Consider the following 14,373-nt stretch of genomic DNA (forward strand, 5'->3'; position numbering starts at 1 on the left):
TTGTGCGGCTGTTCAAGTTTTCCGCTGTCATCCAAGGTCAACGGGTTTAAGCTTGCAATGGATCGTAGGGATTCGTATAAAAACATGTGAAATTTACAAGAATCCATCTTGCATAGATACATATCTTTTAATATCGGATCTTTGTATACTTGCTGTAATAAAAATTCTAGAAGCATACGCTGCATGAATAACAGCAGAAAGGAAGTCTTATGGAATTTACTATTACTTGGCGGATGCCAAAAAATGAAAGCGCTACAAATCAGAGCCTATCCGTATCGGATGCTTTATTTTACCGGGAAGAGGAAGCGTTTAGCGGTGTGAATAAGATAGCCCAGAAGGTTATGCAGGATATGGAGCAGGTCTTTGGATATGCCCCGCAAGCAACTACAGACAGAAATCAACTGGGAACCAATGTGGTTCTGTACGGAACAGTGGGCCACAGTCCTATGCTGCTTGAGCTCGAAGAGAACAGGTTGATTGATTTGTCCGAAATCAAAGGGAAGCGGGAGGTTTTTTTATTCCAAGTCATTGATCGTCCCTTTGACGGCGTTGAGAAGGCGTTGGTGATCGCGGGAAGCGATAAACGCGGCACAATTTACGGCCTTTTTCATCTGTCCGAGCGGCTTGGGGTTTCCCCTTTGGTAAATTGGGCGAACGTGAAGCCGGAGCGGAAGGAATCCTTCTCTCTAAGTGAGGATTTGAAATATATCTCAAAGGAACCGTCCGTTCGATACCGCGGCTTTTTTATCAATGATGAATGGCCGGCCTTTGGCAATTGGACTACGACCAATTTCGGCGGTTTTAATGCAAAAATGTATGAGCAAGTGTTTGAACTGCTGCTGAGGTTGAAAGGAAACTATCTCTGGCCTGCGATGTGGTCTGCCCGTTTTTATGATGACGGACCGGGCTTGGCCAATGCGGAATTGGCGGATGAGTATGGAGTCGTCATGGGAGCGTCCCATCATGAGCCCTGTTTGCGTTATGGGGAGGAGTATAAATATCTCCGCGGGAAGGATTCGATCTATGGCGATGCCTGGAATTTCATCAAGAACAGAGAAGGGATTACGAGATTCTGGGAAGACGGCCTGAAACGGAGCGGCAAATTTGAGAGTGTGATTACGGTCGGCATGCGCGGCGAGGCGGATACGGCTATCATGGGAAAAGGAGCTACACTTGCGGACAATATCCAGCTGCTGCGAGAGGTGCTGCAGACGCAAAACCGGCTGATCCGGGAAAATGTGTATTCAAACCTTTCGGAAGTTCCAAGAATGCTGGCTTTATATAAAGAGGTAGAGCCTTTCTTCTATGGTGATAAGGACACGCCGGGGCTGATCAACTCCGAGGAGCTGGAGGACGTCATTTTAATGCTCTGCGATGATAATCATGGGAATCTCCGGACCTTGCCGACGGAAGAGATGCGCAGCCATAAAGGCGGTTACGGCATGTATTATCATTTTGATTACCATGGCGGTCCGATCTCTTACGAATGGATTAACAGTTCCTACCTCCCGAAAATTTGGGAGCAGATGACGATGGCTTACGATTTTGGAATCCGCGATCTTTGGATCGTCAATGTGGGCGATATTGGCACGCAGGAGTTTCCGCTATCTTATTTCCTTGATTTGGCCTATGACTTTGAAAAATGGGGAACCCAGGCCATCAACAAGACAGATTTATATACGAAGCAATGGATTCAAAGACAATTTTCCGACGGGTGGAGCGAGCGGGATCGGAGCAAGATCTTTGATCTCTTGACCGGTTATACCAAGATTGCGCATATTCGCAGGCCGGAACATATGAATTCAAATGTATACCATCCCGTGAATTACAAAGAAAGTGATGAATTGTTACAGCGAATCGATGATCTGTTGGGACTGGCGGATGAACTATACAAGAGGGTAGATGAAGTGCATTTATCTGCTTATTATGCGTTAGTGTATTATCCGGTTGTAGGGAATCTCAATTTACAGAAGATGTGGCTGCTCACCGGCAAAAACCATTACAAAGCAAAGCTTGGAGAGATGGAAGCCAATAAGCTTACCGAACAAATAAGAGCGTGCTTGAAAAGAGACAGAGAGCTTGTGGCGGAGTTTCATGCAATAGAGGGCGGCAAGTGGTATGGCATGGGGCTTTCCGAGCATATCGGCTTCACGCAATGGAATGAGGACGAAGCTCAGAATCCGATTCTCATGAATGTGCTGCCTGCCAATAAACCCAGATTGCTGGTGACTGTGGACGGAACGACCCAGCGCAGTGAAGGAAGCTCCTGGCATATTAACAAATTAGGGATAAACGACTTTTTGCAGCCGGATGTGGAGGAAGCCTCTTTCACTATTTCGAGCATCAGTGACCTTCCTGCGGAGTATAAGATTACATGTGATGATCCATGGCTAACCTGCTCGAAGACAGGCGGCATCCTGGATGGAAAAGAGAACGCAGCGGAAGTTATACAAGTTCGGATTGACCGTAGTGCGATAAAGGGCGGGACAGAGGGGTATATTTCCATACAAATGCCGCTGGGTTCTTGCACGATTGTCGTAAATGCAGCCCAACATGATTACAGTGAGCTGCCTGATATGACCTTTGTGGACACGAAGGGGTACATTTCCATCGAGGCTGAGCATTATGCTCTGAACCAGGAAGCACCCCGTCAAAATGGGGACGTCAGCAGATTTGAAGTGATTGAGGGTTATGGCAAAACCTTATCCGCCGTGAAGGCTTATCCAACCACGCAATACTTTACCGCAGGGAAGGACGCACCATATCTGGAGTATCGTTTTGCCGTTGAGGAAGGCGGATTGTATGATGTGGAGCTCTACATGCAGCCATCGAATCCGGTTACCAATGACGGAACGCTGCGCTACGGGATTCAAGTGAACGAGGAGGCGATTAACGTCGTCAATGCACTTCCTGAGGGGTATCGGGTGGATGACTGGAATTGGGCGCAAGGCGTACTGAATCACATTCGCAGACACAGCACGACAGCAAGCTGTTCGGCAGGATTGAATACCTTGAGGATTTTTGCTGTAAGTCCAGGGTTTGTCTTGGAAAAGTTGGTCATCTATCCGGCAGGAAAGAAGCCTGCGGACAGTTACCTGGGGCCAACAGAAACCTACTACACAGGTAAAAAGGGTTAGACGAAAGGGATGCCGAGGCATCCCTTTTCTAATTCCGAAGTGAATATTCCTGTGGGTAAATGGGATGCTTTAATTGTAAACATAAAAATTTAATGTGGTTGACAATAGAGAATTTAAGAGACTATAATTCATTTGCGCAACGTTGCTGTAATTAGATTCCAGCCGATTCTGATAGCCAATTAACAAAACGGAGGTAGCCCAATTTGAAGACTAAGGAAATTGTTTATGCTGCATTGTTTACCGCATTCATGGCTGTACTTGGAATGATTCCGCCGATTCCATTAGGCTTTATTCCGGTCCCTGTGACCGCACAGACGCTTGGTGTTATGCTTGCGGGATGCTTTTTAGGGAAAAAACCGGCCGCGATGAGCTTAATCTTGTTTATCGTCCTGGTGGCTATAGGTTTGCCGATCTTGTCGGGCGGCCGCGGGGGGTTGGCTCCACTCGTGGGACCGTCTGCAGGGTACATATTCAGCTGGCCGATCGCTGCCTTTCTGATTGGTTACGCTTCGGAGAAGATTTGGCCCAAGTTAAGAATGTGGAAGCTGCTGACCATTAATATTCTGTTTGGCGTTCTCTTGGTCAGCTTGATTGGAGCTCCCGTTATGGCACTGATCACGCATACCTCTATCTGGGCAGGACTAATCGGTTCGGCAGTCTATCTGCCGGGCGATATTATTAAAGCGGTTATAGCGGCGGTGGTGGCATTCCAGTTGAGAGCGATCAGTCCTATTGAAGAGAAGGCGCACTAGCTCGTAAGGATTATTTTTTAAGCAGGTGATCACCTAAATGAATTTATTAACCTTTCTTATACGTCATTCTTCACGAATTCCGGATCGGATCGCCATCGCCCATAACCGGGGCAGCCTTACTTATTCGGCATTGGCACAGCGGGTCCGGAGAGTTGCTAACGGTCTGAAGCAAGGCGGCCATACCCGCCGAAATGTTGCGATACTGACCGGCAATCGGGTGGAGTTTGTGGAGATTTTTCTAGGGGCTGTCTACGCAGGTTATGTCCCTGTGCCTATGGACCCCAAATGGAGCCCAATTGAAATAAACGCCGTGTTACGGCAGTGTGAACCGGGGATTATTTTTGCGGAAGAGGCTTATTCCCAGCATATTGGTTCGTCTTACGAACCGGCCGGGCGAGTTGAAATCATCACGTTATCTGAGGGAAACTCGGATGATTATGACTCGTGGGTAGCCTCCTTCGCGCCGGAAGCCGAACCGGAGGCCGGTAATGAGTTGTTGTTCATCGGTTTTACTTCGGGAACTACTGGAGTTCCAAAGGGATTTATGCGCACTCCGCTGTCCTGGCTAACAAGCTTTGAAGCCACGAGGGAAGCATTCCGGCTCGATATGCAGCATTGTATGGCCCCCGGTCCGCTTGTTCACTCCTTATCGTTATTTGCCTTGATGCAAAGTCTGTACTTTGGCGCCACCTTCCATCTCGTCGAGCAATTTCATGCGGATGAGGTGCTGGAGCGATGCACAGCGGTTCCTGATATGATCTTGTTTGTCGTACCTACGATGATTGAGTCATTACTGCAACAGGCTAATCCCGGAAGAGCATCCATTCAAGCTCTGATCAGCTCAGGCGGCAAGTGGTCGGAGCAGTCGAAGCAGAAGTGCCGGGAAGTTTTCGAACAGTCAAGGCTGTATGAATACTATGGCTCTTCCGAGGCTAGTTATATCAGTTATATGGACGTTTATGAGACAAGTAGACCCGGGTCGGTCGGACGCCCGTTTCCCGGGGTAGAACTATCGATTCGTAATGAGCAGGATCAGGAGGTTCCCGCTGGAGAGACGGGGCAGCTCTATGTTCGAAGCGGTATGGTGTTCCGGGGCTATTATCGGTTAGACGAGGAGACGGCTGCGGTATTCCAGGATGGGTGGCTTACTACGGGAGATTATATGTCCGTCGATCAGGATGGATATTTATACTTGGCCGGGCGCTCCAAAAACAGGATGATCACCGGCGGCTTGAATGTTTTCCCCGAAGAAGTGGAGACGGTATTGCAGCAGCTTCCCGCTATTCAGGAAGTTATGATATTGGGAGTGCCGGATGAACGCTGGGGGGAGAGAATAACTGCAGTTATTCAGTGGCAAGGAGATCAACGTTTGAGTCTGGATGAAGTGAAGGGCCACTGCCGCAACTATTTGGCAAGTTATAAGGCTCCCAAGCAGCTGATCAGCGTAGATCGGTTCATTTATACAAGCAGCGGGAAGATCGCACGTCGGCAGATGAGAGAATATGTCTTGAAAGAAGTGGCGAAATGACAGAGGTTGTAATGGTCATGGCAAAACGGACGCCCATCGGCAAAATTGGCGGTCAATTCAGTACACTTGAGCCGGAGCAACTGCTTGCGCCGGTAATTCGCCACATCGTCTCGGAGTCGCAGGTGCCCCCGGAATGGATTGATGATGTAATTATCGGCAATGTGGTAGGACCCGGGGGGAACATTGCACGGGTTGCCGCCCTGGAAGCCGGACTTCCCGTTACCGTGCCGGGTCTGACGATTGATCGCCAGTGCGGGTCGGGACTGGAAGCTATTCATTTGGCTGCCCGTCTCATTCAGAGTGGAGCGGGAGAGGTGTACCTGGCGGGCGGGGTCGAGAGCACTAGCCGTGCACCCTGGAAAATGTTTAAGCCCGAGACACTTACAGGCACACCTAAGCTTTATACACGCGCTCCCTTTACACCAAGCGCTTATGGTGACCCGGATATGGGTCTGGCCGCGGAAAATGTAGCCCGGAAGTATGGGATTTCCAGAGAAGAGCAAGATCTGTACGCCTTGAACAGCCATCGGAAGGCTGTTCTCGCCAAGCAGACAGGCCGGTTTCGGCAGGAGATTGTGCCTCTTCAAGTGAATGGACATTGGGTCGCCGAGGATGAATGTCCAAGGGCGGATACCAGCCTGGATAAATTGCAAAGGCTGAAGCCGGTCTTTTTGGACCAAGGCACCGTTACCGCCGGCAATGCCTGTCCCGTAAATGACGGGGCGGCTCTTGTGCTGCTCATGTCGCGCGATAAATGCGAGCAGCTAAATCTGCGGCCGGTGTTACGCTTCGTGGATGCGCAGGCGGCAGGAGTGGACCCCGAATATTTGGGGATCGGTCCTGTTCCGGCCGTAAACAGACTGCTAAGCCGCCGGCAACTCGGCATAACAGATTTGGACGCGATCGAGTTCAATGAAGCTTTTGCCTCCCAGGTTCTGGCGTCGCTGGGAGAGCTGCAAATTCCACAGGACAAGGTGAATCCCGGAGGCGGTGCGTTGGCCTTAGGTCATCCTTATGGAGCATCGGGCGCCATCCTGATTACCCGTTTATTCGCTGAGATGCTGCAGAACCCTTTTAAACGGGGGATAGCCACATTGGGGATTGGCGGAGGAATGGGACTTGCCGTTTTGGTGGAGGCGTTTGAATGAACAACCTTCGATTTCGGGTGCATCTGTCCGAGGAGGCAATCGTCCAATATGCAGCTTCTATTGAAGCGCCGTTGCAGCGAATAGGCGCAGCATTAGTCGCACCTTCAACCATGCCGATTACGTTCTGGAAAATAGCCGACGCCCCTTGGCTCCATATGCCGGAGCCGCTGATTCACGGAATCCAACAATTCCACTATGAGGCGCCGCTGACGTCAGGTATGGAGCTGGATTGCGATCTATCTTTAACCCGGGTCGAGAACAAGACCGGTCGTCAGGGCGCTTTGACTCTATATACGCATTCCCTGATCTGCACCTGCGCCGGTAAACGCATTGTGACCGTGGAAACGGCGTTGATCTCGGTAGGTGACAAATGATGAGAAAGCTGATTACTGCAGCGGCAATTACGGAATATGCCGATATTACCGGGGATCAAGCCCCGATTCATATTCAGGCCGAAGCTGCAAGACAAGCCGGGTACCAAGCTCCGATTGCCCATGGGATGTATCTTATGGGATTGGCACAGTCGATTTACTTGGCAGAGCATCCTACCCACTGGATTCAGTCTTATAGCATGAAGTTTCACAGGCCGCTCGTGCAGGGAACATGGGCGTGCTTTTCCTATGAAGCTTGTAACGGTGAAATTCAAGTTAAAGTTACTGCAGAAGACGAAGCTGGGGAGGTTATCGCCACGGGTGTTTTTTCCGTGAAAGAGGGGGGATTGTCCTTATGAGGACAGCGTTGATTACCGGAGCAAGCAGAGGGATTGGCCGCAGCATCGCATTGGAACTCGGGCGTAACGGCTATCGGGTTGCGGTGAATGGCTTGCACGAAGAACGGATCTACGCCGTTGTCGAGGAAATTCGCCAAAGGGGAGGCGTAGCCGAGGGCTTTTGTGCTAATGTAGCGGACCCTTCTGTAGTTTCGAAAATGGTAGAGATGGTTACGGCGCGATATGGCGCCATTGATGTCTTGATTCACAATGCCGGTAATTTACAGGATCGCAAATGTGGACTGATGACGGATCCAGAGTGGAATTCGGTGCTGGATGTTCACTTGAACGGGGCTTTTTACTGTATTCAGCGCGTCCTTCCTTTTATGGCCCCTCAGGGGGGAGACATTCTGCTGATGACTTCAACGGCGGGACTAAAGGGCTCTGTAGGTCAGGTCAATTATAGCGCCGCCAAAGCCGGCATACTCGGGATGGTATGGACGCTCGCAGCCGAGTTGCGGCGGGATCGGATCAGGATTAATGCGATTGCTCCTGCCGCTCTGACCGATATGACTCGCCCTGTTATTGAATATTTAATGGACAAGCACGCAAAACGGAATGAGCCCTTACCGGCATTCTGGCAGGTTGGCGAAGCGGATGATGTAGCCCGGTTTGTGGGTTTGCTTCTGGAGCAGCAGGACCCGGATCTGACCGGGGAAGTATTTGGCGTCAATGGCTCCCAAATCACCCGCTGGCAGAAGCCGCTGCCCGTCTTGACCGTGAATGGTGGAGCCGAGGATTTCTTTACAGCATGGAAGCATCGGGAGGAGAAGCAATAGATGCTTATTTTCGACCAGGTTCATTATTATTATCGTAAAGGGCAGCCCCTCCTCGCTTCTGTGAGCTTCGAGATTCAGGAGGGCGAATTCGTAGCTATCGTGGGGGGAAACGGGAGCGGCAAATCCACGCTGGCCCGGTTAATGAATGGATTGCTGCAGCCGAGGGAAGGGGAAGTGCGCCTTGGGCATCTGAGCACACGGAATACCGATGATTTGATCAAGATTCGGGAGCAGGTGGGGCTTGTCTTTCAAAGTCCGGACGATCAATTTATTACCACTTCCGTTTTGGACGAGGTGGTATTCGGGTTAGAGAATCTCCGTGTCCCCAGAGAAGAAATGAGCGTCCGTGTAAAACAGGCATTGCGGGCTGTCCAAATGGAGGATTATGCGGAAGCGATGCCGCATAAGCTGTCCGGCGGGCAGAAGCAGCGTACCGCTATCGCGTCGATTCTGGCCATGCGCCCCCGTATCCTTGTCTTTGATGAAGCTACTTCTATGCTTGATCCGCAGGGAAGAAGTCAGGTCCTGTCGGTGATGCATGAGCTCCATCGGCAAGGCATGACGATCATCCATATCACTCACCATATGGACGAGGTGCTGGAGGCGGAACGGGTCCTGCTTCTGAATGGCGGGGCCATTGCATTTGACGGAACTCCGCCCGAGCTGTTTCGAACGGGAACGCTTGCGGATCATCCATTGGATCAGCCCTTTGCCGTAAGGCTGCAACATGCTCTTGGTTTAAACACCGGGCTGAAAGCCGACTGGAAGGAGATGATCCGCACCCAATGGCCTACGAGTTAAAGCAGGTAAGCGTGAGTCTCGCAGGGCGGGAGGTTCTCCGGGACATAAGCTGCACACTGCAGGAAGGAAAATGGATTTCTATCATTGGGCCGACTGGAGCGGGCAAGTCGACCTTTGCCAAAGTGATCAAAGGGCTGATCCCTGCCTATAAAGGTGAATATACCCTTCACCGGCAGCCGCTGCCCGGAGACAGCAAAGGACGCATGAAGGCCGTCCGGGAGATCGGTTATGTGTTTCAGTATCCGGAGCAGCAAATATTTGAAACCACGGTTTATAAGGAGTTGACCTTTGGACCGAAAATGCTGGGACATTCCCGGGGCAGAATCGAGGAGGCTTTGGAACCTGTATTAAGACAGGTAGGCTTACCCGCCGAAATTCTTTCGGCCTCTCCCCTGGTTTTAAGCGGGGGACAGAAAAGGCGCGTTGCTATTGCCTCGGTGTTGATCACGGATCCAAAGCTTCTAATATTGGATGAACCGACAGCCGGACTTGACCCCTTAAGCAGACAAGCTCTGCTGCAGATGTTACGAGAATGGCAGCAAGCGAACCATCGTACCGTTCTGTTTATTTCTCATCAAATGGAGGATGTTGCCGAGTACTCGGACGAGGTGATGGTGTTTCACGAGGGACAGCTCTTGGGGCACTCGGACCCGGGCACTTTGTTTATGAAGAACACGGAAATCTTGAGGCGGGCGGGATTACCTCTGCCCGAGCCTGTTCAGTTGCTCAGGCTGGTAGAGGAATTATCGGGCCGCACGATTGAAGTGGATAGCTGCAGGGAGCGGGATATTTTCGATAAAGTACGTTTGGTCTGGGAAGCAAGGGGTCTTCATCATGACGAATAAAATCATAATGGGTCAATTCACGGAAACGGATTCGGTGCTTCACCGCTTGGACCCGAGGACTAAATTGCTGAGTCTGCTCGTTATCATGCTGAGCTTCCTTCTGCTCAAATCCTTCGCCAGTTATTTGGCAGCAACCGTCTTGGTTGGGATGTTGCTGCGGATGTCCGGAATCCGGCTTGGCTGGTTTGCCAGAGGATTGAAGCCGCTACTGTTGGTACTGATCTTTACTTTTCTGTACCATGTTCTGCTTACAGGAGATACGGTGATATGGTCCTGGTCCTTCATCAAGCTGACGGAAGAGGGGCTTACGAAGGGGACGATTAACGTCTGGCGGATTATTCTACTGGTTCTAATCGCGTCTGTCCTTACGGCAACTACCAAACCGTTAGTTTTGGCGCAAGGCCTTGAAAAACTGCTAAAGCCGCTGTCTAGAGCAGGCTTCCCGACGGAAACCTATTCTTTAATGATAGGAATCGCGATCCGCTTTATACCTACTATTATTCAGGAGATGGACCGCATCATTCTGGCCCAGCAGGCCAGAGGATATGATATCAGGTCTATTCCCGGATTTAAACGTGTGTTTGCCTATATTCCGATTCTTGTTCCGCTGTTTGCCACGACCATCCAACGTGCGGAGCAGCTGTCCTATGCGATCGATGCGAGGGCTTTCGGAACCGGAAAGGGACGAACTTCTTACAGGCAGCTGGAATTTAAGCGGAGCGACTTGGTTGCAGCCTTGTTTACGGTTATATTTGTGTTGATGATGCTCCTCATTCGGATATACGGCTGATGTCGAGGATGCAGGATACGGAGGGATTCTAATGGATTGGAATACGCGTTTGACCGAACTTCTTAAGATCAAGTACCCGATCATTCAAGGAGGGCTTGCTTATTTGGCCTACTCCGATCTGGCGGCGGCGGTCTCCAATGCCGGCGGATTCGGCCAGATTACAGCGATGAGTCTGCCGGATGCCAAAGCCCTGCGGAGTGAAATCAAACGTACTCGTACTCTGACCGACAAGCCTTTTGGCGTCAACTTTGCCATCGGTATGCACCGGGGCGACCTCGAGGAGAGACTGCGGATAGCTATAGAGGAACAGGTTGCAGCAGTTACCCTTACAGGAGGCAATCCTGCGCCTCTTTTGCCTGTATTGCAGTCAGCAAATCTAAAGACCCTGGTACTTGTCTCATCCCGGATGCAGGCTCAAAAAGCAGAGCAGCTCGGCGCCTCCGCAGTCATCGTTGTCGGACACGAAGGAGGAGGGCACCTGGGCCGTGATGAAGTAGGAACGATGGTTCTCGTTCCCCAGGTCGTGGATGCGGTCCGTATTCCCGTGATCGCTTCAGGAGGAATTGGAGACGGCCGCGGCTGGATGGCTTCTCTTGCTCTGGGAGCGGAGGGAATCGTGATGGGAACGAGGTTTATTGCCACCCGGGAATGCCTGCACGCCTCCTCTTCTTACAAGAATGCCTTGGTCGAGGCGTCCTCGGCGGATACCGTGGTTATCAAACGTTCCATCGGGTTTCCTGCCCGGGCGCTGCGGAGCCCTGTGACCGATAAGATTCTTGAGCTTGAACGTAAGAATACAGATTATGAAGCGCTGAAACCTTATATCAGCGGGGAGGTCAACAGGCGCTGGATTTATGATGGCATTCAGGAAGAAGGCTTCGGTTGGGCCGGGCAGGCCGTCGGCCTGATCCATGATATTCCGGAAGTGTCTGAACTGATTCAGAGAATGGTTATAGAGGCGGAAGAAATACGCCGCAAATGGACAGCAGGAGACTCCCCCGATGAATAAAAAGGCTTCTTGGTACATTTAATACCATGGAAGCCATCCCCGAGAATGTACTCTTTTACCCATCCCTCCAAATTGAACTTCTTACATTTTGTAGTACAATAAAATAATAATTTCAGAGTGAGGAACAAAACTAGAAAAGGCTCCCGGCATTGTTTCACTGATGGCTGGCCTTGTTCTAAATACCCCGCGTCGGATTATAAAGATCCATAATTAGAATTCAGCACCTCACTTCTTGCTCCATTAACCTGGATACACCCGAACCGAGTGCGCAGCGGCTCATGCTAGGCCATTTCTGAATCCGGGGGAAACAACTAATCAATGCGCTCAATTCGTTTCCTAACTTTAAATTGAAAACGCTGCCAATGTTGATTGGGGTATGAGTGAGGTGAATAAGTATGAATAAAAAGTGGCTATCTTGTGTGGCTGTAATACTAATAATATTACTATCGTATGAATTTATTGGATTTGCACGCCAATCCGGAAAGATGGGTAGCATTGTTCAGGAATTACATGGTCATCCCGGAGATTCGGGACACCGTTATCACATCGTACTAATTGAGCAGGAAAGGTATCATCCTTATTGGGAAATGGTTGAGAAGGGTGCAGAGAAGGCCGCAGAAAGGTATGGAATAGATATTGAATTTACCGGTCCGGTTCGCAACAATATGGATGAGCAGATTAACTTGCTTGAAAAAGCGATTGCTGCCCGAGTGGATGCAATCATTGTCCAAGGTCTGAACGAGGAGAGGTTTACTCCAGTCATCGATAAAGCTGTACAGCGTGGAATTCCTGTTATAACTATCGATACGGATGCACCAGCTAGCAAGAGACTGGCTTATGTAGGTACGGATAACGAGGCGGCAGGCGAAAGCATGGGGCGTCTTGTTGTAGAAACTTCAGGCGGAACTGGAAAAATAGGCGTCATTATTGGGAGTGAGCTTGCCGAGAACCAATTGCAGCGGCTGCAAGGGCTAGAAAACATTGTTAGACAATACGAGGATCTGGAGATTGTGGATGTCCGCAGCTCCAACATTTCACATATGGAGGCGATTCAGCAAGCGGCGGGCATGCTGGAGATGCACCCGGACATTACGATCATGGTGGGTACCAGTGCAACAGATGCCCTGGGTGTCCTACAGGCTGCGAAGAGCTTGAAACGGGATGCTCTTACGATCATTGGCTTTGATAATCAGGAAGAGACGCTAGACGGCATTCTCAGGGGTGAAATTAAGGCGACTATAGCACAGCAGCCATTTTTAATGGGGGATACAGCAGTCAAGCTGCTTAACGATCATTTCCAAGGAAAAGCCTTGCTGTCTGAATATTACACAGAGGTAATGGTGTTAGATAAGCAGAATGCCCAGAAGGGAGAAGGCCTGTGAGTATCCGCCAAAAGCTGTTGGTTTGTATTCCGTTCCTGGTAGTCTTGATGAGCACGGTTTCCTTTTTCTTGTTCCAAAGCGGAAAAAGTGTGCAGGAGAGCTATCATTTAATGATGAATCGTATTTTATTGTATAAGGAAGTGTCCTATGAGGTCGGGGAGATTATGCGGTCGATGAACCGTTTTATTATGCAAGTCGATGCGGATAGCCTTCCTGAAGTGGAACAGCACCTGAGCAGTGTTCAGCAGTTGAGACAAGAGCTCGATGGACTAGAAACGATTGGCGGCAGCGATTTGCCGCTTGTAAATTATCGAAATATTATTGATACGTTTTTGGAGCAAGTTGAGACTATGATTGGCAAGATCGACGATCAAGATTCGAATACTATGGCAGGAGCTTACATCGAAGCGGAGAAGACCGAACGCTTTATACGCGAGGAGGCTCAGGGATTAGTCGATATCGAGCTCGATCAGTACAAGCCGATTTATCAGGAGATTATGTCTACCACGGACAAATTGAATACGCTAGGGACCCAACTGGTTGTTACGGTCGCTGTCCTTAGTATCATTCTGGCCATATGGCTGTCGAATAGCATAACGGGGCCGATTCGGCGGCTGGTGGCTACGGCCAAGTTAATATCGAAGGGGCGAATGGACACCAAGGCGCCGGAAAGCATTAACAATGATGAAATTAGCATCTTGTGCCGAACCTTTAATAGCATGATCGATAATATTCAAAGCTTAATGGCTGATAACATGAAAAGTCTGGAGAAGGACCGTCTCGTTAAGGAGCTGGAGCTAAAGATGCTTCAGAGCCAAATTAATCCGCATTTTCTGTTTAATACTCTTAATGCGATTACCAAGTTGGCATATATCGAGGGGGCTACCGAGACAAGCTATCTTACGGTATCGGTATCCCGGCTATTGAGATATAACCTGCAAAAGCTGGACCAAGCGGTACCGTTACGTGAAGAAGTCGAACATGTGACCGAATATATCAACATTCAGAGGGCGCGGTTTCGTGACCGGATTTCTTTTGTCATGGAAATTGATGAGAGAGCACTGGATGGAATGGTTCCATGTCTGACTCTGCAGCCTATTCTGGAGAATGCATTCTTACATGGGATAGAGCAGATGGAAGAGGGCGGCGAGCTCAGGCTTACCATTCAATATGAGGATGAAGGTGTAGGAATTGAGATTCGAGATAACGGCGTGGGTATGAGCAAGGAAACGGTAGAACTGCTTCTCAGATCTTTCCGGGAGGAATCCTCCAGCTTTGGCAGGAGAGGCCAATCTACTGGACTAGGGACACACAATGTATTCAAAAGACTGCATTTATTCTTCAACGGAGAGCAGCGCATCGAAATAGATAGCACCCAGGGAAAAGGAACCGCTATATTCTTCAGGATTCCCTTTCGTACGGTAACCACATGA

Annotated in this window: 13 protein-coding genes; all 13 read left to right on the forward strand. The window is 49.9% G+C overall.

The window, feature by feature from the left end:
• Positions 1-209 precede the first annotated feature (209 nt).
• Positions 210-3,137 (forward strand): glycosyl hydrolase 115 family protein, encoded by a 2,928-nt coding sequence (locus tag KJS57_RS00845; protein ID WP_244861334.1) that lies wholly within the window; start codon positions 210-212, stop codon positions 3,135-3,137.
• A 203-nt stretch (positions 3,138-3,340) separates the two neighbouring features.
• The gene (locus KJS57_RS00850) at positions 3,341-3,889 is read left to right on the forward strand and encodes a biotin transporter BioY (RefSeq protein ID WP_213653397.1); all 549 of its coding nucleotides are present in this window, start codon (positions 3,341-3,343) and stop codon (positions 3,887-3,889) included.
• Positions 3,890-3,926: 37 nt separating this feature from the next.
• Positions 3,927-5,417, forward strand: a complete 1,491-nt coding sequence (locus tag KJS57_RS00855) for a class I adenylate-forming enzyme family protein (protein WP_213653398.1) — start codon at positions 3,927-3,929, stop codon at positions 5,415-5,417.
• Positions 5,414-6,565 (forward strand): thiolase family protein, encoded by a 1,152-nt coding sequence (locus KJS57_RS00860; RefSeq protein WP_213653399.1) that lies wholly within the window; start codon positions 5,414-5,416, stop codon positions 6,563-6,565. The genes KJS57_RS00855 and KJS57_RS00860 overlap by 4 nt, the downstream gene beginning before the upstream one ends.
• Complete coding sequence (locus KJS57_RS00865; protein WP_213653400.1) at positions 6,562-6,939, forward strand: FAS1-like dehydratase domain-containing protein; 378 nt, start codon at positions 6,562-6,564, stop codon at positions 6,937-6,939. Before KJS57_RS00860 ends, KJS57_RS00865 begins: the two co-directional genes overlap by 4 nt.
• Positions 6,939-7,295 carry a MaoC family dehydratase gene (locus KJS57_RS00870; RefSeq protein WP_213653401.1) on the forward strand — a complete coding sequence of 119 codons (357 nt, stop codon included), beginning with the start codon at positions 6,939-6,941 and terminating at the stop codon, positions 7,293-7,295. The genes KJS57_RS00865 and KJS57_RS00870 overlap by 1 nt, the downstream gene beginning before the upstream one ends.
• Positions 7,292-8,113 carry an SDR family NAD(P)-dependent oxidoreductase gene (locus KJS57_RS00875; RefSeq protein ID WP_213653402.1) on the forward strand — a complete coding sequence of 274 codons (822 nt, stop codon included), beginning with the start codon at positions 7,292-7,294 and terminating at the stop codon, positions 8,111-8,113. The genes KJS57_RS00870 and KJS57_RS00875 overlap by 4 nt, the downstream gene beginning before the upstream one ends.
• A complete protein-coding gene (locus KJS57_RS00880; protein WP_213653403.1) occupies positions 8,114-8,914 on the forward strand; it encodes an energy-coupling factor transporter ATPase in 801 nt (266 codons plus the stop codon).
• Entirely contained in the window at positions 8,899-9,759 is an 861-nt protein-coding gene (locus KJS57_RS00885) for an ATP-binding cassette domain-containing protein (RefSeq protein ID WP_213653404.1), read from the forward strand. The genes KJS57_RS00880 and KJS57_RS00885 overlap by 16 nt, the downstream gene beginning before the upstream one ends.
• The gene (locus KJS57_RS00890) at positions 9,749-10,549 is read left to right on the forward strand and encodes an energy-coupling factor transporter transmembrane component T family protein (protein WP_213653405.1); all 801 of its coding nucleotides are present in this window, start codon (positions 9,749-9,751) and stop codon (positions 10,547-10,549) included. The genes KJS57_RS00885 and KJS57_RS00890 overlap by 11 nt, the downstream gene beginning before the upstream one ends.
• Positions 10,550-10,580: 31 nt before the next feature.
• Entirely contained in the window at positions 10,581-11,558 is a 978-nt protein-coding gene (locus KJS57_RS00895; protein WP_213653406.1) for an NAD(P)H-dependent flavin oxidoreductase, read from the forward strand.
• A 419-nt stretch (positions 11,559-11,977) separates the two neighbouring features.
• The gene (locus KJS57_RS00900) at positions 11,978-12,940 is read left to right on the forward strand and encodes a sugar-binding protein (RefSeq protein WP_244861335.1); all 963 of its coding nucleotides are present in this window, start codon (positions 11,978-11,980) and stop codon (positions 12,938-12,940) included.
• Positions 12,937-14,373 (forward strand): sensor histidine kinase, encoded by a 1,437-nt coding sequence (locus tag KJS57_RS00905; protein ID WP_211025048.1) that lies wholly within the window; start codon positions 12,937-12,939, stop codon positions 14,371-14,373. Before KJS57_RS00900 ends, KJS57_RS00905 begins: the two co-directional genes overlap by 4 nt.

Source organism: Paenibacillus vini (genome assembly GCF_018403325.1).
Lineage (GTDB): Bacteria > Bacillota > Bacilli > Paenibacillales > Paenibacillaceae > Fontibacillus > Fontibacillus vini.

Coding starts and splice junctions, on each gene's coding strand:
- KJS57_RS00845 (WP_244861334.1), top strand. CDS start 210: ATGGAATTTACTATTACTTGGCGGATGCCAAAAAATGAAAGCGCTACA.
- KJS57_RS00855 (WP_213653398.1), top strand. CDS start 3,927: ATGAATTTATTAACCTTTCTTATACGTCATTCTTCACGAATTCCGGAT.
- KJS57_RS00860 (WP_213653399.1), top strand. CDS start 5,414: ATGACAGAGGTTGTAATGGTCATGGCAAAACGGACGCCCATCGGCAAA.
- KJS57_RS00865 (WP_213653400.1), top strand. CDS start 6,562: ATGAACAACCTTCGATTTCGGGTGCATCTGTCCGAGGAGGCAATCGTC.
- KJS57_RS00870 (WP_213653401.1), top strand. CDS start 6,939: ATGAGAAAGCTGATTACTGCAGCGGCAATTACGGAATATGCCGATATT.
- KJS57_RS00875 (WP_213653402.1), top strand. CDS start 7,292: ATGAGGACAGCGTTGATTACCGGAGCAAGCAGAGGGATTGGCCGCAGC.
- KJS57_RS00880 (WP_213653403.1), top strand. CDS start 8,114: ATGCTTATTTTCGACCAGGTTCATTATTATTATCGTAAAGGGCAGCCC.
- KJS57_RS00885 (WP_213653404.1), top strand. CDS start 8,899: ATGGCCTACGAGTTAAAGCAGGTAAGCGTGAGTCTCGCAGGGCGGGAG.
- KJS57_RS00890 (WP_213653405.1), top strand. CDS start 9,749: ATGACGAATAAAATCATAATGGGTCAATTCACGGAAACGGATTCGGTG.
- KJS57_RS00895 (WP_213653406.1), top strand. CDS start 10,581: ATGGATTGGAATACGCGTTTGACCGAACTTCTTAAGATCAAGTACCCG.